At 64.8% G+C, this 22,916-nt stretch carries 20 protein-coding genes; 6 read left to right on the top strand and 14 right to left on the bottom strand.

Going from position 1 to position 22,916, the window contains the following annotated elements:
- Nucleotides 1-529: 529 nt before the first annotated feature.
- On the top strand, nt 530-1,942 hold the full coding sequence (locus ACK6C6_RS24355) for an FAD-binding protein (RefSeq protein ID WP_409269756.1): 1,413 nt from the start codon (nt 530-532) through the stop codon (nt 1,940-1,942).
- A gap of 218 nt (nt 1,943-2,160) precedes the next feature.
- Here ACK6C6_RS24355 and secF read toward each other — a convergent pair whose 3' ends face one another.
- From secF to queA, 5 genes are all read right to left on the bottom strand, one after another.
- Nucleotides 2,161-3,183: a protein translocase subunit SecF gene (secF, locus tag ACK6C6_RS24350; protein ID WP_409269755.1), complete on the bottom strand. Its 1,023-nt coding sequence runs from the start codon at nt 3,181-3,183 to the stop codon at nt 2,161-2,163.
- Between the two features lie 3 nt (nt 3,184-3,186).
- Entirely contained in the window at nt 3,187-5,085 is a 1,899-nt protein-coding gene (gene secD / locus ACK6C6_RS24345) for a protein translocase subunit SecD (protein ID WP_209587069.1), read from the bottom strand.
- 67 nt (nt 5,086-5,152) lie between these two features.
- Nucleotides 5,153-5,485, bottom strand: a complete 333-nt coding sequence (gene yajC, locus ACK6C6_RS24340; RefSeq protein ID WP_209587068.1) for a preprotein translocase subunit YajC — start codon at nt 5,483-5,485, stop codon at nt 5,153-5,155.
- A gap of 208 nt (nt 5,486-5,693) precedes the next feature.
- Nucleotides 5,694-6,833 carry a tRNA guanosine(34) transglycosylase Tgt gene (gene tgt, locus ACK6C6_RS24335; protein WP_292038615.1) on the bottom strand — a complete coding sequence of 380 codons (1,140 nt, stop codon included), beginning with the start codon at nt 6,831-6,833 and terminating at the stop codon, nt 5,694-5,696.
- A gap of 8 nt (nt 6,834-6,841) precedes the next feature.
- Nucleotides 6,842-7,864, bottom strand: a complete 1,023-nt coding sequence (queA, locus tag ACK6C6_RS24330; protein ID WP_036213737.1) for a tRNA preQ1(34) S-adenosylmethionine ribosyltransferase-isomerase QueA — start codon at nt 7,862-7,864, stop codon at nt 6,842-6,844.
- A 105-nt stretch (nt 7,865-7,969) separates the two neighbouring features.
- Between queA and recG the strand changes: the two genes are divergently transcribed.
- Nucleotides 7,970-10,033 (top strand): ATP-dependent DNA helicase RecG, encoded by a 2,064-nt coding sequence (gene recG, locus ACK6C6_RS24325; RefSeq protein ID WP_409269754.1) that lies wholly within the window; start codon nt 7,970-7,972, stop codon nt 10,031-10,033.
- On the opposite strand, the gene ACK6C6_RS24320 is transcribed toward recG, so the two are convergent.
- Nucleotides 10,030-10,818: a hypothetical protein gene (locus tag ACK6C6_RS24320; RefSeq protein WP_409269753.1), complete on the bottom strand. Its 789-nt coding sequence runs from the start codon at nt 10,816-10,818 to the stop codon at nt 10,030-10,032. The two genes, recG and ACK6C6_RS24320, sit on opposite strands and share 4 nt — an antisense overlap.
- A 143-nt stretch (nt 10,819-10,961) precedes the next feature.
- Between ACK6C6_RS24320 and ACK6C6_RS24315 the strand changes: the two genes are divergently transcribed.
- The gene (locus ACK6C6_RS24315; RefSeq protein WP_409269752.1) at nt 10,962-11,708 is read left to right on the top strand and encodes a tetratricopeptide repeat protein; all 747 of its coding nucleotides are present in this window, start codon (nt 10,962-10,964) and stop codon (nt 11,706-11,708) included.
- On the opposite strand, the gene ACK6C6_RS24310 is transcribed toward ACK6C6_RS24315, so the two are convergent.
- The 7 genes from ACK6C6_RS24310 to ACK6C6_RS24280 all read right to left on the bottom strand — a co-directional run bounded on the left by ACK6C6_RS24310 (nt 11,705) and on the right by ACK6C6_RS24280 (nt 16,978).
- Nucleotides 11,705-12,496 (bottom strand): NYN domain-containing protein, encoded by a 792-nt coding sequence (locus tag ACK6C6_RS24310; RefSeq protein ID WP_409269751.1) that lies wholly within the window; start codon nt 12,494-12,496, stop codon nt 11,705-11,707. The two genes, ACK6C6_RS24315 and ACK6C6_RS24310, sit on opposite strands and share 4 nt — an antisense overlap.
- Before the next feature lie 23 nt (nt 12,497-12,519).
- Nucleotides 12,520-12,885, bottom strand: coding sequence for a glyoxalase superfamily protein (locus ACK6C6_RS24305; RefSeq protein WP_409269749.1), 366 nt, complete (start codon nt 12,883-12,885; stop codon nt 12,520-12,522).
- Nucleotide 12,886: 1 nt separating this feature from the next.
- Nucleotides 12,887-13,225, bottom strand: a complete 339-nt coding sequence (locus ACK6C6_RS24300) for a hypothetical protein (protein ID WP_409269748.1) — start codon at nt 13,223-13,225, stop codon at nt 12,887-12,889.
- A 67-nt stretch (nt 13,226-13,292) separates the two neighbouring features.
- Entirely contained in the window at nt 13,293-14,309 is a 1,017-nt protein-coding gene (locus ACK6C6_RS24295; protein WP_409269746.1) for a Gfo/Idh/MocA family protein, read from the bottom strand.
- 10 nt (nt 14,310-14,319) lie between these two features.
- A complete protein-coding gene (locus ACK6C6_RS24290; protein WP_409269744.1) occupies nt 14,320-15,123 on the bottom strand; it encodes a DUF3025 domain-containing protein in 804 nt (267 codons plus the stop codon).
- 6 nt (nt 15,124-15,129) lie between these two features.
- The gene (gene pyrC / locus ACK6C6_RS24285) at nt 15,130-16,179 is read right to left on the bottom strand and encodes a dihydroorotase (protein WP_409269742.1); all 1,050 of its coding nucleotides are present in this window, start codon (nt 16,177-16,179) and stop codon (nt 15,130-15,132) included.
- 73 nt (nt 16,180-16,252) lie between these two features.
- The gene (locus ACK6C6_RS24280) at nt 16,253-16,978 is read right to left on the bottom strand and encodes an amino acid ABC transporter ATP-binding protein (RefSeq protein WP_409269740.1); all 726 of its coding nucleotides are present in this window, start codon (nt 16,976-16,978) and stop codon (nt 16,253-16,255) included.
- A gap of 189 nt (nt 16,979-17,167) precedes the next feature.
- Here ACK6C6_RS24280 and ACK6C6_RS24275 point away from each other — a divergent pair, with 189 nt between their 5' ends.
- From ACK6C6_RS24275 to ACK6C6_RS24265, 3 genes are all read left to right on the top strand, one after another.
- Entirely contained in the window at nt 17,168-18,430 is a 1,263-nt protein-coding gene (locus ACK6C6_RS24275; protein WP_036213763.1) for a dicarboxylate/amino acid:cation symporter, read from the top strand.
- 80 nt (nt 18,431-18,510) lie between these two features.
- Nucleotides 18,511-19,806, top strand: coding sequence for an amidohydrolase family protein (locus ACK6C6_RS24270; protein ID WP_409269739.1), 1,296 nt, complete (start codon nt 18,511-18,513; stop codon nt 19,804-19,806).
- A 24-nt stretch (nt 19,807-19,830) separates the two neighbouring features.
- Nucleotides 19,831-20,916 (top strand): type II asparaginase, encoded by a 1,086-nt coding sequence (locus ACK6C6_RS24265; RefSeq protein ID WP_409269738.1) that lies wholly within the window; start codon nt 19,831-19,833, stop codon nt 20,914-20,916.
- A 124-nt stretch (nt 20,917-21,040) separates the two neighbouring features.
- Here ACK6C6_RS24265 and ACK6C6_RS24260 read toward each other — a convergent pair whose 3' ends face one another.
- Nucleotides 21,041-22,900: an ABCB family ABC transporter ATP-binding protein/permease gene (locus ACK6C6_RS24260; RefSeq protein ID WP_409269736.1), complete on the bottom strand. Its 1,860-nt coding sequence runs from the start codon at nt 22,898-22,900 to the stop codon at nt 21,041-21,043.
- Between the last annotated feature and the right edge of the window lie 16 nt (nt 22,901-22,916).

The following is a 22,916-nucleotide window of genomic DNA, read 5'->3' as shown; positions in this document are numbered from 1 at the left end:
CGCGACACGTGCCAGCCAGGGTTTGAAGCTTGCCGCCTGCATTGCCACCTCCACTGTCGATCGGACAGTGGTTTGACATCGGCCCAGCTCAACAGTTCAAGATCTCCAACACGTAGCGGTGACAGCGCCAAAAAAATGCCCGCTCGAGAGAGCGGGCAAAGTCCAAAACTAGGGATGTCCTGAAAGAGACAGTTCCACTATAAGCCGCGCATGAGGCCGCTTCCGTACGCTGGTTCACACAATCCGTCGCGTATGCGCTCGCGCAAGGCCGCCGCAAAAAAAAACCCGCTCCGTGGAGCGGGTGAAGTCCAAAACTAGGGATGTCCTGAAAGAGACGGTTCCACTTTAGGGCTTCGCTTCGATCCGCTCGGTGCGCTGATTCACTTAGGTGCACAAATTGTCGGCATGGCCACACGATACGCGCGGTATCGGGCCATGCTACCGGCGCAGCAATGGCTTGCCGGGCAGGTAAAGCTGACGGATGCTCCGGGTACGCCACTCCCGGCCAAACCCTTTATTCCTCGAACGCATGCATCCATCACGTCGCCGCTTCCTCGCCCGGGCCATGGCCGGGGCCGGCCTGCTGGCCTTGTCGCCGCCCCATGCCCTGGCCGCGCCAGGGATTGTCATTCCCAAGCTTACCGGGCTGTATCCGGTGGAAGTCGCGCGTGTCGCCGCACCGCGCACGACCGAGGAGGTCGCGCAGGCGGTGCGCGCCTGGTCCGGCAGGATCGCGGTCGGCGGCGGCCGCTACAGCATGGGCGGCCAGGTCGCCATCACCGGTGGGCTGCACCTCGACATGCGCGGCATGAACCGGCTCGTCCGGCTGGATGCGGACGCGAAAGTGGCCCGGGTCCAGGCCGGGATGCGCTGGCGCGAGCTGCAGGATGCGCTCGACCCGCTGGGCCTGGCCGTGCACACGATGCAGAGCTTTTCGAATTTCACCGTGGGCGGGGCCGTGTCGGTGAATGCCCATGGGCGCTACGTCGGCAACGGGCCGGTGGTGAATTCGGTGCGCGCCCTGCAGCTGGTACTGGCCGACGGCACGGTCGTGGAAGCGACGCGCAGCCTCAACGCGGAGGTGTTCCGCGCCGCCGCCGGTGGGTATGGCGCGGTGGGCGTCATCACCGAGGTCGAGCTTGACCTGGCGCACAACACCTGCATCGAACGCAGCGTGGAGTCGGTGGCGCTCGACGACTATCCCGCCTGGTTCAAGCGCATGGCGGATGCCGGCAACTGCGTTTTCCACAACGCCGACCTGCTGCCGCCGCTGTTCGACGCGCCGGTCGCGGTGTCCTGGCGCAGGACGAACAAGCCCCTGACCGAAACGGCCAGGCTGGTCCCGCGCGGCCAGTCCTACGGCCTCGAGCAGAATGCATTGTTCGCCATGACCGAGCTGCCGCGCGGCGACTTGATCCGCAGCAAACTGATCCACCCGCTGCTGCTGGCCCGCCCCAGCGTAAAGTGGCGCAACCACGAAGCCAGCCTCGACGTGGCGGAGCTGGAGCCGCGCACGCGCCTGGTCTCGACTTACGTGCTGCAGGAATATTTCATCCCGGTACGGCACTTTGCCGCCTATACCCGGGCCATGGCGGCGACCATCCGCAAGCACGATGCCCAGGTCCTGAACGTGTCGGTGCGCCATTCGCCGGCGGACAGCACCTCCCTGCTGCCCTGGGCGAAGGAGGACGTGTTTTCCTTCGTGGTGTACTACAAGCAGCGCACCCATGCCGCCGCCCGGCGCCGGGTGGCGGCGTGGACGCGCGCGATGATCGATACCGCGCTTGCCTTCGGCGGGCGCTACTACCTGCCCTACCAGCTGCACGCCACCCGCGCCCAGTTCGACCGCGCCTACCCCGAGGCCGAAGCTTTGCGCGCGATCAAACGCAAGGTCGACCCTTCCGGCCGCTTCAGCAACGAACTGTGGGCCAGGTATTTGTAACAGCCTAAGCAAAAAAAAACCCGCTCCGGTTGGGGAGCGGGTGAAGTCCAAAACTAGGGATGTCCTGAAAGAGACAGGTCCACTATAGGGATGGGCATTCTACGGCTCTGTGCGTTACCACACATAAACTGCCAAATTGTCACACTGGTTTGATCTGGATGTAAAAAATGCCGCCACGGCAAGGCCGGGGCGGCATGTTTGTCTGCTTTTGGCGATGTTTAGACGACGGCGCCGTCGGTCTCGTCCTTTTCCTTGACCGGCTTGATCAGGTCTTCGCGCTTGATGCCCAGCCACATGGCCAGGGCCGCGGCGACGAACACCGAGGAATAGATACCGAAGCAGATGCCGATGGTCAGCGCCATGGCGAAATAATGCAGTGCGTGGCCGCCGAACAGCAGCATCGACAGCACCATGATCTGGGTCGAACCGTGGGTGATGATGGTACGCGAGATGGTGCTGGTGATCGCGTGGTCGATCACTTCCGGCACGCTCATCTTGCGCTGCTTGCGGAACATTTCGCGGATTCGGTCGAAGATGACGACCGATTCGTTGACCGAGTAGCCCAGCACCGCCAGGATCGCCGCCAGCACCGTCAGCGAGAATTCCCACTCGAAGAAGGCGAAGAAGCCCAGGATGATGACCACGTCGTGCAGGTTGGCGATGATCGCCGAGACCGCGAACTTCCACTCGAAGCGCACCGACAGGTAGATGATCACGCCGACGACCACCATGATCAGTGCGTTCAGGCCGTTCTGCGCCAGCTCGTCGCCGACCGCCGGGCCGACGAATTCGACACGCTGCAGGCTGACCAGTTCCTTGTTGTCCGCGGTCACGCAGGCGGTGCGGTTGACCATCTCGCCCTTGTCGGTCGTGACCTGGGTGACTGTCGGCTTGCCCTGCTCCGAGGAGCAGATCGCGTTGAAGACGCGGCTCGAGGTGCCGGCCTGGTCCTGGCCTTCGACGATCGGCAGGCGCAGCAGGACGCTCTGGGCGGTGCCGAAACCGGTCACCTCAGGCGCTTCGTAGCCGATGGCGCGCAGCGTGGTGCGGATCTTTTCCTGATTTGCCGCGTGCGGATAGTGCAATTCCATCACGGTGCCGCCGGTGAACTCGACCGACCAGTGCAGGCCTTTGGTCACCAGGAAGAACACCGCCGCCAGGAAGGTCACCACCGAGATCACATTGAGGATCACGGCGTGGCGCATGAACGGGATGTCCCGTTTGATCTTGAAAAATTCCATGATTTAGTCCTGCGCTCCCTGAGTCGCGTTTTGCTTGTTGGGCGTAAAGCCTTCTTTCCAGACCGTGCCGATCGAGATATGGGTCAGCTTCTTCTTGCGGCCATACCAGAGGTTGATCAGGCCACGGGACAGGAACACGGCCGAGAACATCGAGGTCAGGATGCCCAGGCAGTGCACCACGGCGAAGCCGCGCACCGGACCGGAACCGAAGATCAGCAGCGCCAGGCCGACGATCAGGGCGGTGACGTTGGAGTCGAAAATCGTGTCCCAGGCATGCTTGTAGCCGGCATTGATCGCCACCTGCGGCGTGGCGCCCGCACGCAGTTCCTCGCGGATGCGCTCGTTGACCAGCACGTTGGAGTCGATCGCCATGCCGAGCGTGAGCGCGATTGCCGCGATACCCGGCAGGGTCAGGGTGACCTGCAGCATCGACAGCAGGGCCAGCAGGAACAGCACGTTGGCCGCCAGCGCGATCGCGCTGACCGTGCCCACCAGGTGGTAGTAGATGATCATGAAGGCGGCGATCGCCACGAAGCCCCACAGCGTCGAGTGCAAGCCGCGCTCGATGTTCTCGGCGCCCAGCTGCGGGCCGATCACGCGTTCCTCGATGAATTCCATCGGCGCCGACAGCGCGCCCGAGCGCAGCAGCAGCGCCAGCTCGTTGGCGTCTTCGATGCTGCCGATGCCGGTGATCTGGAAGGTCGAACCCAGTTCCTGGTTGATGACCGGAGCGGTCGGCACGCTGTACTGGCCTTTTTCCTTGAGCAGGACCGCCAGGCGCTTGCCGACGTTTTCACGGGTGGCCAGGCGCATGCGGCGGCCGCCGTCGCCGTTCAGGTCGATCGAGACGGCCGGCTGCTGGTTCGAATCAAAACTGGCGACGGCGCTCGAGATGTAGTCACCGGTCAGGATGATGTCCTTGGACACCACCACCGGGGCGCCGCGGCCTTCGGTGAACAGTTCCGAGTTCAGCGGAATCGCGGCGGTCAGCTCGGTGCCCGGGGTCACGGTCGAGTCGACCATGCGCAGTTCCAGGGTGGCGGTGCGGCCGATGATGTCCTTGGCGCGCGCCACGTCCTGCACGCCCGGCAGCTGGACGATGATGCGGTCGGCGCCCTGCTGCTGGATCAGCGGCTCGGTGGTGCCCAGTTCGTTGATACGCTTGGACAGGGTGGAGATGTTCTGCTTCACGCCGTCTTCCACGGTGCGGCGCACCGCTTCCGGCTTGAGGCTGACGACCAGCTTCAGCTCGGTGCCGTCGGCGGCATCGGCGAAGACCAGGTCCTGCGACTGCTTGCCCAGCGCGGCGCGGGCTTCGGCGCGCACGGCGTTCTCGCGGAAGCGCACTTCGATGGTGTTGCCGACGCGCTCGATACCGGCGTGGCGGATGTTGGCGTCGCGCAGCTGGCTGCGGATGCTGGCCTGCAGGCCCTTCACCTTGGTGTCGAGCACGGCCTTGCTGTCGATCTGCAGCAGGAAGTGCACGCCGCCGCGCAGGTCCAGGCCCAGGTTCATGGGCTTGGCGCCGATGCTTTCCATCCAGGCCGGGGTGTTCTTCGCCAGGTTGACGGTGACGATGTAGTCGGGATTGTCCTTGTCGCGATTCAGGTCGCGTTCGAGCGCCAGCTTGGCCTTGAACTGGGCGTCGGGGCTGGCGAAGCGCGCGCGTACCGCGGTGCTGTTGCCGGTGCCTTCCAGGGCGATCTTCGTGGCCGGAACACCATTACGCTTGAGGGTATCCTCGACCAGGCCGACAGTGGCGCTGGTGATATTGACCGTCGTTTTACCGGTGGTGACCTGCAGTGCCGGCGATTCGCCGAAGTAGTTCGGCGCCGTGTACAGCGCACCCAGCAGGAGCGCGACGGCGATCAATAGATATTTCCAGACGGGATAGCGATTCATAGTGTTCCAGCGTTCAATGTTGGGCACGATGCAGCCCCGGAGGGCCGCTGATGGTGCTTAACTAGCCTTACAGTGCCTTCAGGGTGCCTTTCGGCAGCAGCGTCACCACTGCGTTCTTCTGGACCACGATTTCGGTGCCGGTCGCGACTTCCAGGGTCACAGTGGTATCGGCCACCTTGACCACGCGGCCCAGGATGCCGCCGGCGGTCGCCACTTCGTCGCCCTTGGTCAGTGCGTCCATCATCGCTTTCAGCTCGCGCTGGCGCTTCTGCTGCGGACGGATCATGAGGAAATACATGACCACGAACATCAGGATCAGCGGCAGGAAAGTGGTCAGGCTACCCATCAGGCCAGGATCGGCTGCAGCCGTCGTTTGCGCGTACGCGTTGGAAATGAACACAAGGACTCCGATTGTGAGGATTAAAAAATAAGCGGTATATTCTAGCACCGGCGGTGGGGCCGGGGACAATCTGAGGGTATGTAGGTTTGCAATTCCTAATTGCAAGATGTTGATGGAAAAATAAGTGCAGGGCCTGCTGGCCGAACGAAAAAGGGCTCTACCGTACAGGAGAGCCCTTCTTCTTGCAAACTCAGCAGTAAGCGCCCGCTTACACCCCGCGCGAGCGGTCAGCCCGGAACTGGATCCGGAACTCGTTGAACCGGTCCGCATCGATCGCGTCGCGCATCTCCTGCATGATCTTCAGGTAGAAGTGCAGGTTGTGGATCGTGTTCAGGCGCGCGCCCAGGATCTCGTTCGAGCGGTGCAGGTGGTGCAGGTAGGCGCGCGAGAAGTTCTTGCAGCAATAGCAGTCGCAGCTCTCGTCCAGCGGCGCCATGTCATCCTTGTAGCGCGCATTCTTGATCTTGACGTCGCCGAAGCGCGTGAACAGCCAGCCGTTGCGGGCATTCCGGGTCGGCATCACGCAGTCGAACATGTCGACGCCGTTGGCCACGCCCTCGACCAGGTCTTCCGGGGTGCCGACGCCCATCAGGTAGTGCGGCTTGTTCTCCGGCAGGCGCGGGCCGACGTGGGCCAGGATGCGCTGCATGTCTTCCTTCGGCTCGCCCACCGACAGGCCGCCGATCGCCAGGCCAGGAAAATTGATATCCTCGAGTCCCGCCAGCGACTCGTCGCGCAGGTGCTCGTACATGCCGCCCTGGACAATGCCGAACAGCGCGTTCGGGTTCTCGCCGCGCTTGAACTCGTTCATCGAGCGCTGGGCCCAGCGCAGCGACATGCGCATCGACTTGGCCGCCTCTTCGGCGGTGGCCGGGCGGCCGTCGATCTCGTAGGGGGTGCATTCGTCGAACTGCATCACGATGTCCGAGTTCAGCGAGCGCTGGATCTGCATCGACACTTCGGGCGACAGGAACTGGCGCGAGCCGTCGATCGGCGAGGCGAACTTGACGCCCTCTTCCGTGATCTTGCGCATCGCGCCCAGCGAGAACACCTGGAAGCCGCCCGAATCGGTCAGGATCGGGCCGTCCCAGCCCATGAACTTGTGCAGGCCGCCGAACTTGTCGAGCACCGCCGTGCCCGGGCGCAGCCACAGGTGGAAGGTGTTACCCAGGATGATCTGCGAGCCGACTTCCTTCAGCTCGATCGGATCCATCGCCTTGACCGAGCCGTACGTCCCGACCGGCATGAAGATCGGGGTTTCGATGGTGCCGTGGTTGAGCTTCAGGCGGCCGCGGCGCGCGTGCGACAGGCCGCTGGTGTCTTTCTTCAGGAGGGTAAATTCGAGCATGGTATCTATTAGCGTGAGGCAGTCGTCAGCAGCATGGCGTCGCCATAGCTGAAGAAGCGGTATTCGTTGGCGATCGCGTGGGCATAGGCCTTGCGGATCTCGTGGTAGCCGGCAAACGCCGACACCAGCATCATCAGGGTCGACTTGGGCAGGTGGAAATTGGTGATCAGGCGGGTCACCGTCTTGAAGGCGTAGCCCGGCGTGATGAACAGCGCCGTGTCGTCGCTGCCCACCTTCAGTTCGCCCGATTGCGAGGCCGATTCCAGCGCCCGCAGACTGGTGGTGCCGACCGCCACCACGTCACGCCCAAGCGCCTTGGCCGCGCGCACCGCATCCACCGTCTCTTGCGGGATCGTGTACCACTCGGAGTGCATCTGGTGCGCCGACAGGTCCTCGACCCGCACCGGCTGGAAGGTGCCGGCGCCCACGTGCAGGGTCACGTAGGCGAGCTTGACGCCTTTCGCGGCCAGGCGGTCCAGCAGCGGCTGGTCGAAGTGCAGGCCGGCGGTCGGCGCGGCCACCGCCCCGGGCTCCTTCGAATACACGGTCTGGTAGCGCTGCTCGTCGAATTCGTCGGCATTGTGCTCGATGTAGGGCGGCAGCGGCAGGCGGCCGTGGGCCTCGATCAGCTCGAACACGTCGCCTTCGAAGTGCAGCGTGAAGAACTCGCCGGCGCGCTCGCCGACCGTGACGTCGAAGGCGTCGGCCAGACGGATGCGGTTGCCCGGCTTGGGCGACTTCGATGCGCGCACCTGGGCCAGCACCGTGCGGTTGTCGAGCACCCGCTCGACCAGCACTTCCACCTGGCCGCCGGTCTCCTTGACGCCGAAGAAGCGCGCCTTCAATACGCGCGTATTGTTCATCACCAGGAGATCGCCCGGCTGGAGCTGGTCGACGATGTCCGCGAAATGGCGGTCGGTGATCTGGTCGCCATCGAGCTGCAGCAGGCGCGAGGCGCTCCGGTCCGGCAGCGGATGCTGCGCGATCCGCTCTGGCGGCAGGTCGAAATCGAAATCGGAAAGCGAGTACATTGTTGTCAATTCTGGGAAAATGGATGCTGACAGCCTTACAATAGAGGCTGCAATGCGTGCGGCGAACCCTCTATTTTACGCCAGCATCTGCCTGAATGCCGCAATATGCCCGCCCCAAAGACCACATCCGCCCCCAAAACCGTTGAATCCAAGCTCGCCAAGCTAGGGCTGCGCACCGACATGGACCTGGTGCTGCACCTGCCGATGCGCTACGAGGACGAGACCCGCGTCGTCTCCATTCGTGACGCCAGCATGCGCGGCCTGCAGACCTGGCAGGTCGAAGGGGTCGTGGTCAGGAATGAAATCAGCTACAAGCCGCGGCGCCAGCTGCTGGTACAGATTTCGGACGACACGGGCGAGCTGCAGCTGCGCTTCATGAATTTCTACGGCAGCCAGGTCAAGCAATTGTCCGAAGGCGTGAGGGTACGCGCCCGGGGCGAACTGAAGCACGGCTTCTTCGGGGCCGAGATGGTCCACCCCACCTACAAGGTGATCAACGAGGGCGCGCCGCTGCCTACCTCGCTCACGCCGGTCTACCCGGCCGGCGAAGGCCTGTCGCAGACGGTGCTGCGGCGCGCGATCAACGACGCCATGAAACGGGTGGACTGGCGCGACACCCTGCCCAATGCCTTCCTCTCCCGCCTGCAGCTGTGGGATTTCGAGCCCTCGGTGCGCCTGCTGCACTACCCGCCGGCGGACGTGGACGAATACGCACTGACCGAACGCAGTCACCCCGCCTGGACCCGCATGAAGTTCGACGAGCTGCTGGCGCAGCAGCTGTCCCTGAAGCGGGCCCAGCGCGCCCGGCGCGAGAAAGGCGCGCCGCAACTGCGCGCAGTCGGCGAACTGTCCGCGTCCTTCCTGGCCGCCCTGCCCTTCCAGCTCACCGGCGCGCAGCAGCGCGTCGTCAAGGAGATCGGCGCCGATCTGCGCGAGGCCTATCCGATGCAGCGCTTGCTGCAGGGCGACGTCGGCAGCGGCAAGACCGTGGTGTCGGCGCTCGCCGCCGCCCAGGCGATCGACAGCGGCTACCAGGCGGCGCTGATGGCGCCCACCGAGATCCTGGCCGAGCAGCATTTCCGGAAGATCGCGGCCTGGATGGAGCCGCTCGGCGTGAAGGTGGCCTGGCTGACCGGCAGCCTGAAGAAGAAGGAAAAGGATGCGGCCAAGGAGCTGATCGAATCCGGCGAAGCCAAGCTGGTGATCGGCACCCACGCCCTGATCCAGGACACGGTGCAGTTCGCGCGGCTGGGCCTCGTCATCGTCGACGAGCAGCACCGCTTCGGCGTCGGCCAGCGCCTCACCCTGCGCAACAAGGGCAGCGACGGCCTGGTGCCGCACCAGCTCATGATGTCGGCCACGCCGATCCCGCGCACCCTGGCCATGACCTACTACGCCGACCTCGAAGTGTCGGTGATCGACGAACTGCCGCCGGGCCGCAGCCCGATCGTCACCCGCGCCATCGACCAGAACCGGCGCGACGAAGTGATCGAGCGCGTGCACGCCGCGGCCCAGGAAGGCCGCCAGGTGTACTGGGTCTGCCCGCTGATCGAGGAATCCGAGGTGCTGCAGCTGCAGACCGCGACCGAGACCTACGAGACCCTGGCCGAAGCCCTGCCCGACTTGCAGGTGGGGCTGGTGCACGGGCGCCTGAAACCGGCCGAGAAACAGGTGATCATGGACGCCTTCATCGAAGGCAGCATCCACGTGCTGGTGGCGACCACCGTGATCGAGGTCGGGGTCGACGTGCCGAACGCCTCGCTGATGGTGATCGAGCACGCCGAGCGCTTCGGCCTGTCGCAGCTGCACCAGCTGCGCGGCCGCGTGGGCCGCGGTTCGGCCGCGAGCGTGTGCTTACTTCTTTACCAGAGCCCGCTGGGCCAGGTGGCCAAGCAGCGCCTGCTGACGATGCGCGAAACCACCGACGGCTTCGAGATCGCGCGGCGCGACCTGGAGATCCGCGGTCCCGGCGAATTCCTGGGCGCGCGCCAGTCGGGCGAGGCGATGCTGCGCTTCGCCGACCTGGAGACCGACCAGTGGATCGTGGAAAAGGCGCGCGACGTGGCGCAGTACCTGCTGGATAACGGCGACCGGCCCGAATACATGGCGGTCGTCGATGCCCACCTGACGCGCTGGCTGGGCGGGCGCGAGGAATTCCTGAGGGTCTAGGGCTGGATTTGCTCGCCCCTGAGCTTGTCGATCGCGCCGGCATATCCGCCCCCCGTCACGGCGCCTCCGATATCGTTGGCGATCGTGGCGCTGCGCGAAATCCGCTCCTGGTTCTCGTGGAACTGCAGCCAGTTTTCCAGCACCCCGTCCAGTCCGCCGCCGAATTGATGGCTGAGCTCGGGAAGCGCCGTATTTTCCGTTTGCGTCATGCGATACATGCGCGACTGCGCATAACGCGGCACCCTTTTGTGTAATTGAACATGGGCCTCGAATACGTCGTACTCGCGTCCCTCGATACTGCCGCCGCGAACGCCGGCGTACGATCGCAGGGGGAGGTAACGCGCTGCGGTCTCAGCCTCCCTGCCGATGTCCGCAGGTACGTACACCATGACTTTCGCACTGCAGCTCAGGTAAGCAGGCATGGCGCAATGCAGGGTGCTGGGACTGCCTTTGCTCGGCTTCCAAGGAAAATGCTGGGCGCCACAGATGGGCAGGCCAAACGGTTCCCCGATCAGCCGGGGCTTGTCGGAATCCTTCGGCACGAGGCGAAGCTCGGCAAAGCGCACGTCCAGCTGCCGGGCTGCAGCGCGCTCCCGAAGCGGATCGAACAAGGCTGAGCGGAAGCCGGCGAGCATGCGCTCCCGGTCCTGCTCCGTGCATTCCATGTTCCGACCCTGTTCCAGCCATGCGCGGCGATCTGTCACATACTGGTAGCGCTCATGGACCAGGTTGCCCACCCAGTAGAGGATGACGCCGATTACTGCGTAGGAAATAAGCTTGAACATACGTCACTTTCATTCGAGCCCGTCACTATACTGGTTGACGCATTGGGCAGGAAACAAGATCGTCGCCAAATCGTGACAATGCGATAGACATCGGGCCATCGAACCGGGCTATCGTGAGGGCTTGCCCATCACCCACTACGGCCATGCCCATCCTCGGACTCGGACTTCACCTGATCGTCGCCATCTTCTTTGCCATCCATGCCGTGCGCACCGGGCGAGAGTTGTACTGGCTGCTGATCCTGTTCGCCTTCCCCCTGCTCGGCAGCTTCGTCTATTTCGCGGCGGTCTTCCTGCCGCACTCGCGCCTGGAGCGCCAGGCCAGGATGGCCGGGCATGCGCTGCAGAAGAAGCTCGACCCGGGGCGCGAGGTGCGCGAGGCGCGGCAGGCCTTCGACCTGACGCCGACCGCGCACAACCAGATGCGCCTGGCCAGCGCGCTGCTCGAAGCGGGACAGAGCGCGGAAGCGGTGGCGCAATTCGACGCCTGCCTGCAGGGACCATTCGCCCATGACGCCGAGGTGATCCTGGGCGCCGCGCGCGCAAAAGCGGCGCATGGCCAGCCGGATGCGGCGATCGGGCTGCTGGCATCGCTGCAGGCGAAGCAGCCGGGCTTCCGTCCGGAAGAAACGGGATTGGCGCTGGGCCGGGCCTACGCCGCCAGCGGACGGCAGATGGAAGCCGGCGCCCAGTTCTCGGCGCTGGCGGAGCGCTTCGGCAGCATCGAGGCGCGGGCGGAGCTGGCGCTGTGGGCGCTCGCCAATCATGATGAGGCGGTGGCGCAGCGCGAGTTGAAGGAAATCGAGCATGCGCGCCGGCACATGAACAAGTATACGCTTGACCTGCATCGGGAGCTGTTCCGGCGGCTCGATGCCGCCGTGGGTAAGCGCTAGACCGCCACGACGGGCGAACCTTGCTTGACCGCCTGATCTTTGGGATTGGGCTCGCTGGCCAGGCGCACGGTGTAATGCCCGCCCTCCTCTTTTTTCAATGTGAGAAGCTCATACGTCTTCAACATATCGAGTAGACCCGTGTAGCCAAAGTTATTAGGCGAGAAGCCGGGGTCAGTACGCCTCAGGTATAAACCCAGCGTGCCGAGAGAAACCTTCTCCTCGGGGGTATCACTTGTTAACAGGGCGACGGCATCGACGACGAACTGCGGCCGGGATTTTTCCGCCGGCGGTCTGGACGTTTCGGCCCTCTGGGGTGCTGGGTTTTCTCGTGCAACGGTTTTTGGCACTATCGGAGAAACGGGTGCTGGTATCCACTCAAAGAACTGGTCGCTTGCGTTACGCAAGGCAGAAGGAGTTTTTGCTTCGCCAACGATATAGACTGTGGCACCGCGCTCATGCAGTTTGCGGCAAAGATAGACAAAATCAGAATCACTGGTAACGACAAAAAAACAGTCCGCACGACGATCAAAGAGAATTTCCAGCGCATCAAGTGCCAGCGCCATGTCGGCAGTGTTCTTCCCGGCTGCGTACTGATACTGCAGGCAGGGCGTGAAGGCCATCGATACTAGAGTTTCCCGCCATTTGTTGGCTAGCGTTGCATGGTTGCCGTAACCGCGCTTGACAACGACGCGGCCGAATTTCGCAACCATGAGCAATGCATATTCGACGGCAGCCGGATTTGTATTGTCGCAATCGACGAGGACTGCAACCCTGGATTCGTTTGTCATGAGGCCGTCCCTGGAAGAATAGTTCAGGTACTGATCGCGTTGGTAAAGGTCAGCCGGTTCCCGAACGGGTCCTTCACCGACATGTCGCGCGAGCCCCAGGGCGTGTCGGCGATGTCCGGGCGGGCGTAGCCATACCTTTTGCCCATCAGCTCCGCGTGGTAGGCATCGATGTCGCCGACCTCGATGCGCATCGCCGCGCCAGGGCAGCAGTCGCCGTGGTGTTCGCTCAGGTGGAGGACGCAGCCGTCGCGCGAGACCTGCAGGTAGAGCGGCAGTCCGGGTTCGAAGCGGTGCTCCCAGTCGACCTCGAACCCCAAAAAGCCGACGTAGAATTCGCGGGCTTTGTCTTCGTCGAAGATGCGCAGGATGGGCGCGACGGCGCGCAGCATCTCAATCGGCCCTGGTGAGCTCGACCCCATCCACCGTCATCTTCCACTTGCCGTCCTCGCGGTGCGGCGGCTTGCTGACAACAAAAGTGGTGCGCACGAAGGCCACCCCGGCTTCGAAGTTGTTTCCCTTGAAGCCCTTCAGGTCGATGCTGAGGTTGACCTGGTCGTTCGGCCTGCCGCGTTTGTATTCAACCTTGCCTTCCTTCGACAGCGACAGCTGCATGTCCTTGCCCTGCCAGTTGCCGACATAGTCCATTTTGTCGGCCGGGACCGGGTCGGCCCAGGCGGCGCTACTCGAAAGCAGGCCGGCGGCCAGGACGAGGGATGGAAGGATACGCATGGGGGAACTCCGCTGGAATAGTGGTCAATACCGCTCCAGTATTCGCGCAGCGCTCCCGCTTGTCAATTCAGGCCGCATGCGCAGGCCGCAGGCTCCTGCGGTCGCTTTCGTAGGCCAGGCCGACCTGGCGCCGGATCTCGTCCATCACGCCCATCAGCGCCAGCGTTTCTTCCAGCTTCATGCCCGGGCTTTCCAGCAAGCCTGCGTTGAAGCAGCGCTGCGCCTCGATCACTTCGTGCACGTAGCCGTTGCCGAGGTAAGGCGTGTCCACCGTGCGCGTGCTGCCGTCCTCGAGGCTGACGGTGACGCTCGTCGCGCGGTGGAACATGGTGTTCATGCGCACGTGGCCGCGCGAACCCGACACCGTCAGCTCGCAGGGCGTGCGCGCCTGGAAGGAACAGCTGCACACCGACAGTCCGCCGCCTTCGTGCCGGAGCGTGACGCCGGTCTGCACGTCGACGCCGGTTTCCCCGAGCGCGGCCTGGGCCTTGATCTCGGCGACGGGGCCGAGCAGCGCGGTGGCGATCGACAGCGGATAGATGCCCAGGTCGAGCAGCGCGCCGCCGCCGAGCTCCGGATTGTAGAGTCGATGTTCAGGACCGGCGTTCGGGGTGATGCCGAAGTCCGCCACCACCTGGCGCACCGTGCCGATCTCGCCGGAGGCGATGATGCGCCGCACCTCGTCGAAGGCCGGCAGGTAGCGCGTCCACATGGCTTCCATCAGGAACAGGCGGCGCGAGCGCGCCAGCGTGACCACCTGCTCGGCTTCGCGCAGGTTCATGGTGAACGGTTTTTCGACCAGCACGCCCTTGCCGGCGCGCAGCGCCATCAGGGCGTTGTCGGCGTGCTGGGGATGCGGGGTGGCGACATAGACCAGGTCGATGCCGGCGGCATCGACCAGCTCCTGGTAGCTGCCATAGGCCGCGGCGCTGCCGCCGAATTCCTGCGCGAAGGCCTGGGCCTTGTCGAGGCTGCGCGACGCAACCGCCGCCAGCACGGCGTCCGGCACATCCTTCAGCGCATTGGCGAAGGCGCGCGCGATCTTGCCCGTGCCGAGGATGCCCCAGCGTACTGCGTTTGCCATCGTATTCCTTTCAGGTGGTCTGCCGTTTTGGACGGAAGACCGTGGTATCGAGATAAAAGTCGCGGTCCTGCCCGGGCCACCAGCCCGGCACGCCGAGCACCGGCAGCGGCGTGAAGCCGGCCGTCGTCAGGCCTTCGCGCGCCAGCTCGTCCGCCACATGGGCGTCGAGCCAGGCACGCTGCTCGCCAGGGGCCAGCGCCAGCACATCGTCGCCGGCGAAGATGACGCGCGTATGGGCGGTGATCGCCTTGCGCGGCGCCACCAGCTTTTCCATCAGCGCGTGGCCAAACAGCCAGATTCGCACATCGCTGTCGAAGACGGCGCGCTTGTCGTGGAGAGCGGACAGCCAGCCGTGGGCCCGCAGTTCGTCCACCAGCGCGCGTCCGCTATCCCCTTCGCGCACCACCAGCAGTGCGGCGTTCTCGTCGAAAATGGTGGCGGCATCGCGCGCCGGACCGCGTGACTTGCCGATGCCGGCCTGGGCGATCTGGGCGGCCTGCAGGGCGTTGAGCTGGCGCTTGATGAGCGGGAAGGTCTGCCACACCAGGCCGTTGAAGAAGTCGTGCAGGTTGTCGCGGGTAGGGACCTGGCCGGTGGCGCCGATGAATTCCTCGTAGGCCGTCCCCTCCGGCAGCGCGCTTTGCGGCACGAAGCGCAGCGGCAAGCCCGCTCCGTTGCGCAGACCGAGGGCGGTCGCGTTGCGGTTGAAGGCGTCGATGAAGTCATCGCCGTCCAGGCCCAGGCGCGCAACTTCCAGCCAGGCCGACCGCACCGCGTCATACCACGGGCGCGACCAGTCGATCTGCGACAGCATGCAGGCTTACACCATCTTCCAGGAGATGGTCTCGCCTGCGTTGAGCGGCACCAGCGAGTGCTCGCCGAAGGGAACGGTTTCCGGCAGGGTCCAGGACTCGCGCTTGAGCGTGATCGTCCCTTCGTTGACCGGCAGGCCGTAGAAAGCCGGGCCGTTCAGGCTGGCGAAGGCTTCCAGCTTGTCGAGTGCACCGGCCTGGGCGAAGGCTTCGGTATACATCTCCATCGCGTGCAGCGCGGTATAGCAGCCGGCGCAGCCGCAGGCGGCGTACTTGGTGTGCACCGCGTGCGGCGCCGAGTCGGTGCCGAGGAAGAAGCGCTCGTCGCCGCTGGTGGCGGCCGTGACCAGCGCCAGGCGGTGTTCCTCGCGCTTGAGCACCGGCAGGCAGTAGTAGTGCGGGCGGATGCCGCCGCGGAAGATCTCGTTGCGGTTGTACAGCAGGTGGTGGGCGGTGATGGTCGCCGCGATCGGGCCCTCGGCCTCCGCCACGTACTGGGCCGCCTCCTTGGTGGTGATGTGCTCGAACACGACCTTCAGGACCGGCATGGCGCTGCGCAGCGGGCGCATGACGCGCTCGATGAACACGGCTTCGCGGTCGAACAGGTCGATCTCGTTGTCGGTCACTTCGCCGTGCACCAGCAGCGGCATGCCGACTTCCTGCATCACTTCCAGGGTTTTGTAGCACTTCTTCAGGTCGGTCACGCCGGCGTCGGAATTGGTGGTGGCGCCGGCCGGATACAGCTTGACCGCGTGGACGAAGCCGGAATCCTGGGCGCGGCGGATCTCGTCCGGATCGGTGTTGTCGGTCAGGTACAGCGTCATCAGCGGCTCGAAGGCCATGCCTTCCGGCAGGGCCGCCAGGATGCGCTCGCGGTAGGCGGCAGCCATGGCGGTGGTGGTGACCGGCGGCTTCAGGTTCGGCATCACGATCGCACGCGCGAACTGGCGCGCGCTGTGCGGCAGGACGCTGGACAGCGCTGCGCCGTCGCGCAGGTGCAGGTGCCAGTCGTCGGGGCGGGTGATGGTGATGGTGTCAGGGGTATCGATCAGGGACATGGCGGCTCTCGGATTGCGGATGCCGACATTTTACCCGCAGCGCGCCTTCGCAGCGCGCAGTGTGCGACCTTGACTAATGAATAATACGGGCCAAAAACTCGCGCGCCCGCTCGGACTTCGGCGCGCCGAAGAAGTCTTCGGCCGGGCTGTCCTCGACGATGCTGCCGTGGTCCATGAAAACGATCCGGTCCGCCACCTTGCGCGCGAAGCCCATCTCGTGGGTGACCACCATCATGGTCATGCCTTCCTGGGCCAGCCCCACCATCACGTCGAGCACCTCGCCGATCATCTCCGGGTCGAGGGCGGAGGTCGGCTCGTCGAACAGCATCGCCACCGGGTCCATCGCCAGCGCGCGCGCAATCGCCACGCGCTGCTGCTGGCCGCCCGAGAGCTGGCTCGGGTACTTGTCCTTGTGCGCCAGCAGGCCGACGCGGTCGAGGTATTGCAGGCCGCGCATCAAGGCTTCATCCTTGCTGCGGCCCAGCACCTTGACCTGGGCCAGTGTCAGATTTTCGCGTACCGACAGGTGCGGGAACAGCTCGAAGTTCTGGAACACCATGCCGATGCGGGCGCGCAGCTGGGACAGCCTGGTCTTGGGATCGCCCACCGAGATGCCATCGACCCGCACTACACCTTTCTGAAAGGGTTCCAGCCCGTTGACGGTCTTGATGAGGGTGGATTTGCCCGAGCCGGAGGGCCCGCACACGACCACCACGTCGCCGCGCTCCACCCGGGTGCTGCATGCGCGCAGCACCTGGAAGTTGCCGTACCACTTGCTGACGTTCTCGATTTCGATCATCTGCGCCTGTTCTGTTGTACTCGTGTAAGCGTGCTTGACAGCATTTCTAGCGACAAGGATACTTCGGAACTTGCCTTACCTACCAGAACGGCTCACCGTTCTCCCTTATACAAATACCCAATAATTCGCCTTGCGACAGTGCCATCCCCTGCCGCGGGTTATGCACAGGTCCACGAGACAGGAAGCATTATGGATAAAAAGAACCGCCTGACAACCTACATCCTGGTCGGCCTCGCGCTCGGGATCGTCGTCGGCTACGTGGCCAACACCAGCTTCGAGAACCCGGCCGGCTTTGCCGAGACGATGTCGCTGATCACGACCATGTTCCTCCGCCTGATCAAGATGATCATCGCGCCGCTGGTGTTTTCGACCCTGGTGGTCGGCATCGCCAAGATGGGCGACGCCAAGGAAGTGGGCCGCATCGGCGTCAAGGCGCTGGGCTGGTTCTTCATCGCCTCGGTCATCTCGCTGTCGCTGGGCCTGATCCTGGTGAACCTGTTCCGTCCGGGTGACGCGATGGCCCTGTCGGGCGCCGTACCGCCGGTGGGTGCCTCGTCGGGCATCACCACCTCGGGCCTGACCATGAAGGACTTCATTACCCACCTGATCCCGACCTCGATCTTCGACGGCATGGCCAGGAACGAGATCCTGCAGATCGTCGTGTTCTCGGTCTTCTTCGGCACCGCGGCCGCCGCCGTCGGCGCCCGCGCCACCCCGCTGATCGACGCGGTGGACGGCATCGCCCACATCATGCTGAAGCTCACCGGCTACGTCATGAACTTCGCGCCGATCGCCGTGTTCGCGGCGGTGGCCGGCGTCATCGCCAAGAGCGGCCTGGGCGTGCTGTCGACCTACGGCATCTTCATGGCCGAGTTCTACCTCGGCATCATCCTGCTGTGGGTGGTGCTGATCCTGATCGGCGGGATCTTCCTGGGCCGCCGCGTGCTGCGCCTGATCTCCGAACTGAAGGAACCGACCATCCTGGCCTACACCTGCGCCTCGTCGGAAGCGGCGTTCCCGAAGACCCTGGAAGGCCTGGAGCGCTTCGGCGTCAAGAACCGCCTGGCCGCCTTCGTGCTGCCGATCGGCTACTCGTTCAACCTCGACGGCTCGATGATGTACTGCACCTTCGCGGCCGTGTTCATCGCCCAGGCCTACGGCATCGAGCTGGACCTGGCGACCCAGATGACCATGATGCTGGTGCTGATGCTGACCTCGAAGGGCATGGCCGGCGTGCCGCGCGCCTCGCTGGTCGTCATCGCCGCCACCCTGGCCCAGTTCAACATCCCGGAAGCCGGCCTGCTGCTCCTGCTGGGCATCGACCACTTCCTGGACATGGCCCGTTCGGCCACCAACGTGATCGGCAACGGCATCGCCACCGCCGTGGTCGCGAAGTGGGAAGGCGACCTGGCCGAGCCGAACAAGGATCCGGCCGTCGCGCCGCTGCGCTAAAGAGCAGCACGAATCATCTTCAGTACCGAAGGCCTTCCAGCGATGGAGGGCCTTTTTTATAACAACATGAGGAGCGAGACATGAAACAGCTGTACACCGCAGCAGGCCTGCTGCTGGTTGCAACCGGCGCCAGCGCCGCCACCCAGACCATCGACTGCGGCCGCCTGCTGGACGTCAAGAACGGAACCTGGCGCGAGCGCGTCAGCATCGTGGTCGAGAACGGCGTCGTGACATCGGTCGGCCCGATGACCCAGGCTGCGGCGGGTAGTGACCGTGTCGACCTGTCGCGCCACGCCTGCCTGCCCGGCCTGATCGACATGCACGTGCACCTGACCAGCGAAACCGCGCCGGTGGTCGACGCCTACCGCGACCGCCTGACCGCCGATCCGCAGGACATGGCCTTCCGTTCGGTCAAGTATGCCCAGCGTACCCTGATGGCCGGCTTCACCACGGTGCGCGACCTCGGCGCCGCCGACGGCCTGAACGTCTCGCTCAAGCGCGCCATCGCCGCCGGCGAGATCCCGGGCCCGCGCATGTTCACCGCCGGGAAGTCGATCGCCACCACCGGCGGCCACGCCGACCCGACCAACAACCTGTCCCACTTCCTGAGCGAGAAGATCGGCGCCCCCGGCCCCGAGAAGGGCGTGATCGACAGCCCGGAAGAAGGCCGCCAGGCCGTGCGCCAGCGCTACAAGGAAGGTGCGGACCTGATCAAGATCACCGCCACCGGCGGCGTGCTGAGCCAGGCCGCCAACGGCCAGAACTCGCAGTACACCGAGGACGAGCTGAAGGCCATCGTCAGCACCGCCAAGGACTACGGCTTCCGCGTCGCGGCCCACGCGCACGGCGCCGAGGGCATGAAGCGCGCGCTGCGCGCCGGCGTCGACTCGATCGAGCACGGCACCCTGATGGACGACGAGACCGTCGCCCTGTTCAAGAAGACCGGCCACTGGTACGTGCCGACCATCTCGGCCGGCCGCTACGTGGCGGACAAGGCCAAGGATCCGAACTATTATTCGGCCCTGGTGCGCCCGAAGGCCGCCGCGATCGGCCCGCAGCTGCAGGCCACCTTCGCACGCGCCCACAAGGCCGGCGTGAAGATCGCCTTCGGCACCGATGCCGGCGTGTTCCCGCATGGCGAGAACGCCAAGGAGTTCGGCTACATGGTCGAGGCCGGGATGTCGCCGCTTGACGCCATCCGTGCCGCGACCCTGCATGCCGCCGCCCTGCTCGACCAGGGCAATCGCCTGGGTTCGGTCGAACCGGGCTTTGCCGCGGACATCATCGCGGTCGAGGGCGATCCGCTGCGCGACGTGAAGGTGCTCGAGCAGGTCAAGTTCGTGATGAAAGACGGCGTCGTCTACAAGAAGCCGTAAGCAGTTTTATTGAAGGAGAAGTCCATGCTGTTCCAGAAGTCCAGCCGCGCATGCGCGGCGCTGTTCGCCTTCCTGTTCCTGCTCGCCTCGGCGGCGCAGGCACAGGCGCAGGCAAGCAAGCTGCCCAACGTGACGATTCTCGCCACCGGCGGCACCATCGCCGGCACCGGCGCCAGCAGCACGACCACGGTCGGCTATACCGCCGCCACCGTGGGCGTGCAATCGCTGATCCAGGCGGTCCCGGAAATCACCAGGGTGGCGAACGTCACCGGCGAGCAGGTGTTCCAGATCGCCAGCGAAAACATGGGCAACGAGCACTGGCTGATCCTGGCCAAGCGCGTCAACACCCTGCTGGCGCAACCGAACGTGGACGGCATCGTCATCACGCACGGCACCGACACGCTGGAAGAAACGGCCTATTTCCTGAACCTGGTCGTGAAAAGCAAAAAGCCGGTGGTGGTGGTCGGGTCGATGCGCCCGTCCACTGCCCTGTCGGCGGACGGCCCGATCAACCTGTACAACGCGGTCAACCTGGCCGGCTCGCCCAGCGCGGTCGGCAAGGGCGTTCTGGTGGCGATGAACGACCAGATCCACGCGGCGCGCGACGTCACCAAGGCCAACACCACCACCGCCGACACCTTCCGTGCGGCCGAGCTGGGCATGATCGGCTACATCCAGGGCGGCAAGCCTTTCTTCTACCGTGAGGTCACGCGCAAGCACACGGTGGAGACCGAGTTCGACGTGTCGAAGCTGGATGCGCTGCCGCAGGTGGACGTGGCCTACGCGTATGCCAACGTGGGCGACGTGGCGGTGAAGGCGCTGGTGGCCGCCGGCGCCAAGGGCCTGGTGCACGCGGGCGTGGGCAATGGCAGCCTGCCGGCCAAGACCAGGCCTGCCCTGGTCGCGGCGCGCGAAAAAGGCGTGGTGATCGTGCGTTCGTCGCGTGTGGGCCAGGGCATCGTGGCGCGCAACGGCGAGGCGAACGACGACCAGCTGGACTTCGTGGTGGCGGATACGCTGAGCCCGCAGAAGGCGCGCATCCTCTTGATGCTGGCGCTGACCAGGACCAGCAATACCAAGGAGATTCAGCGGATGTTCTATACCTACTGATTTGTCACTCGTCTGATCTACGGCTGCTTGACCGCGTGGGCAGGAAACCTGCCCACCCTACAACGGCCTTTCGTAGGGTGGGCGGGTCTCCCGCCCACGCGGTCAGGCTGCAAGCGCATCTCCGCTACTTCGCAATCTCCAGCGGCGGCGACGCCAGCTCCTCATCCGGCCGCGCCAGCTGCCTTTCCCACATCTGCGCATACAGCCCGCGCGCCGCGAGCAGGGACCCGTGCGTGCCGCGCTCGACGATGCGCCCGTGGTCCAGCACGATGATCTGCTGCGCATCCGCGATGGTCGACAGCCGGTGCGCGATCACCAGGGTCGTGCGGTCCTTCGCGATGTCCTTCAGCTGGGCCTGGATCGCCTGCTCCGACTTCGAATCCAGCGCCGACGTCGCCTCGTCGAAAATCAGGATCGCCGGGTTCTTCAGCAGGGTGCGCGCGATCGCCACACGCTGCTTCTCGCCGCCCGACAGTTTCAGGCCGCGCTCGCCCACCATGGTCTTGTAGCCGTCCGGCAGGCTCTCGATGAAGTCGTGGATCGAGGCCGCGCGCGCCGCCGCCACGATGTCCTCGTGCGAGGCGCCCGGCCGGCCGTAGGCGATGTTGTATTCGATGCTGTCGTTGAACAGCACTGTGTCCTGCGGCACGATGCCGATCGACGCACGCAGCGATTGCTGGGTGATGTTGCGCAGGTCCTGGCCGTCGATGCGGATCGCCCCGCCGTTCACGTCGTAGAAACGGAACAGCAGGCGTGACAGGGTCGACTTGCCCGATCCGCTGTGGCCCACCACTGCGGTGGTGGTCCCGGCCGGAATCGTGAAGTCGACGTCGAACAGGATCTGGCGCTTGGGTTCGTAGCTGAACTCGACGTGCGAGAACTCGACCCGCGCGCCCTGCGTCACCAGCGGCTGGGCGCCGGGGCTGTCGGCCACTTCGCGGTTCTGGTCGAGCAGCGAGAACAGGCGCTCCATGTCGGCCAGGCTCTGCTTGATCTCGCGGTAGATCACGCCCAGGAAGTTCAGCGGGATGTACAGCTGGATCATGAACGAGTTCACCAGCACCAGGTCGCCCAGCGTCATGGTCCCGGCGATCACGCCTTCGGTGGCGCGCCACAGGATCAGCGTGACGGCGGTGGCGATGATCAGGGACTGGCCCGTGTTCAGGAAAGAGAGCGAAGTCTGCGAGCGCACCGCGGCGTTCTCGAAGCTCTGCAGGCCCTGGTCGTAGCGCTTCGCTTCGTATTCCTCGTTGCCGAAATACTTCACCGTTTCATAGTTGAGCAGCGAATCGATGGCCTTGGTATTGGCCTTCGAGTCGAGCTCGTTCATGGTGCGGCGAAAGTGCGTGCGCCACTCGGTCACGATCACGGTGAAGGCGATGTAGCTCACCAGGGCCACGCCGGTAATGACGGTGAACCAGATGTCGTAGTTCAGCACCAGGTAGCCGAGCACCAGGGTGATCTCCACCAGCGTCGGCAGCACGTTGAACAGCGAATAGGAGATGAGCGAATTCACGCCGCGCGTGCCGCGCTCGATGTCGCGCGTCATGCCGCCGGTCTGGCGGTTCAGGTGGAAACGCAGCGACAGCGCATGCAGGTGGCGGAATACCTTCAGCGCGATGGTCCGCACGGCGCGCTGCGTCACCCGTGCGAACAGGAATTCGCGCAGCTCGGTGAACAGCGTGGTGGACAGGCGCAGCAGGCCATAGGCGACCAGCGCCCCGAGCGGCAGCACCAGCAGCGCATGCGGGTCTTTCGGGTCGATGGCGAGCTGGTCGATCAGCTGCTTGAGCACCAGCGGCACGCCGACGTTGGCGAGTTTTGCGCCCACCAGCGCGGCGAGCGCGGCCAGCACGCGCCATTTGTAGACCCACAAATACGGGAACAGGGTGCGCAGGGTGGCCCAGTCGTTGCGGGGCACGCCCTTCGAATCGGGAGGCAGGGGTACGGATGAGGCCGAATTTGACGATGAGTTGCGGCGCATGGCAGGGCAAAGGGAT

This window comes from Massilia sp. BHUDP2, assembly GCF_046236355.1.
Classification (GTDB): Bacteria; Pseudomonadota; Gammaproteobacteria; order Burkholderiales; family Burkholderiaceae_D; genus Telluria; species Telluria varians.
Note: the sequence above shows the minus strand (reverse complement) of the source record. Positions and strands in the feature narration are given on the sequence as shown.

Excerpts from the sequence above, each read along its gene's own strand:
- ACK6C6_RS24355 (WP_409269756.1), top strand. The coding sequence starts at position 530 with ATGCATCCATCACGTCGCCGCTTCCTCGCCCGGGCCATGGCCGGGGCC.
- secF (WP_409269755.1), bottom strand. The coding sequence starts at position 3,183 with ATGGAATTTTTCAAGATCAAACGGGACATCCCGTTCATGCGCCACGCC.
- secD (WP_209587069.1), bottom strand. The coding sequence starts at position 5,085 with ATGAATCGCTATCCCGTCTGGAAATATCTATTGATCGCCGTCGCGCTC.
- tgt (WP_292038615.1), bottom strand. The coding sequence starts at position 6,833 with ATGCTCGAATTTACCCTCCTGAAGAAAGACACCAGCGGCCTGTCGCAC.
- queA (WP_036213737.1), bottom strand. The coding sequence starts at position 7,864 with ATGTACTCGCTTTCCGATTTCGATTTCGACCTGCCGCCAGAGCGGATC.
- recG (WP_409269754.1), top strand. The coding sequence starts at position 7,970 with ATGCCCGCCCCAAAGACCACATCCGCCCCCAAAACCGTTGAATCCAAG.
- ACK6C6_RS24320 (WP_409269753.1), bottom strand. The coding sequence starts at position 10,818 with ATGTTCAAGCTTATTTCCTACGCAGTAATCGGCGTCATCCTCTACTGG.
- ACK6C6_RS24315 (WP_409269752.1), top strand. The coding sequence starts at position 10,962 with ATGCCCATCCTCGGACTCGGACTTCACCTGATCGTCGCCATCTTCTTT.
- ACK6C6_RS24310 (WP_409269751.1), bottom strand. The coding sequence starts at position 12,496 with ATGACAAACGAATCCAGGGTTGCAGTCCTCGTCGATTGCGACAATACA.
- ACK6C6_RS24305 (WP_409269749.1), bottom strand. The coding sequence starts at position 12,885 with ATGCTGCGCGCCGTCGCGCCCATCCTGCGCATCTTCGACGAAGACAAA.
- ACK6C6_RS24300 (WP_409269748.1), bottom strand. The coding sequence starts at position 13,225 with ATGCGTATCCTTCCATCCCTCGTCCTGGCCGCCGGCCTGCTTTCGAGT.
- ACK6C6_RS24295 (WP_409269746.1), bottom strand. The coding sequence starts at position 14,309 with ATGGCAAACGCAGTACGCTGGGGCATCCTCGGCACGGGCAAGATCGCG.
- ACK6C6_RS24290 (WP_409269744.1), bottom strand. The coding sequence starts at position 15,123 with ATGCTGTCGCAGATCGACTGGTCGCGCCCGTGGTATGACGCGGTGCGG.
- pyrC (WP_409269742.1), bottom strand. The coding sequence starts at position 16,179 with ATGTCCCTGATCGATACCCCTGACACCATCACCATCACCCGCCCCGAC.
- ACK6C6_RS24280 (WP_409269740.1), bottom strand. The coding sequence starts at position 16,978 with ATGATCGAAATCGAGAACGTCAGCAAGTGGTACGGCAACTTCCAGGTG.
- ACK6C6_RS24275 (WP_036213763.1), top strand. The coding sequence starts at position 17,168 with ATGGATAAAAAGAACCGCCTGACAACCTACATCCTGGTCGGCCTCGCG.
- ACK6C6_RS24270 (WP_409269739.1), top strand. The coding sequence starts at position 18,511 with ATGAAACAGCTGTACACCGCAGCAGGCCTGCTGCTGGTTGCAACCGGC.
- ACK6C6_RS24265 (WP_409269738.1), top strand. The coding sequence starts at position 19,831 with ATGCTGTTCCAGAAGTCCAGCCGCGCATGCGCGGCGCTGTTCGCCTTC.
- ACK6C6_RS24260 (WP_409269736.1), bottom strand. The coding sequence starts at position 22,900 with ATGCGCCGCAACTCATCGTCAAATTCGGCCTCATCCGTACCCCTGCCT.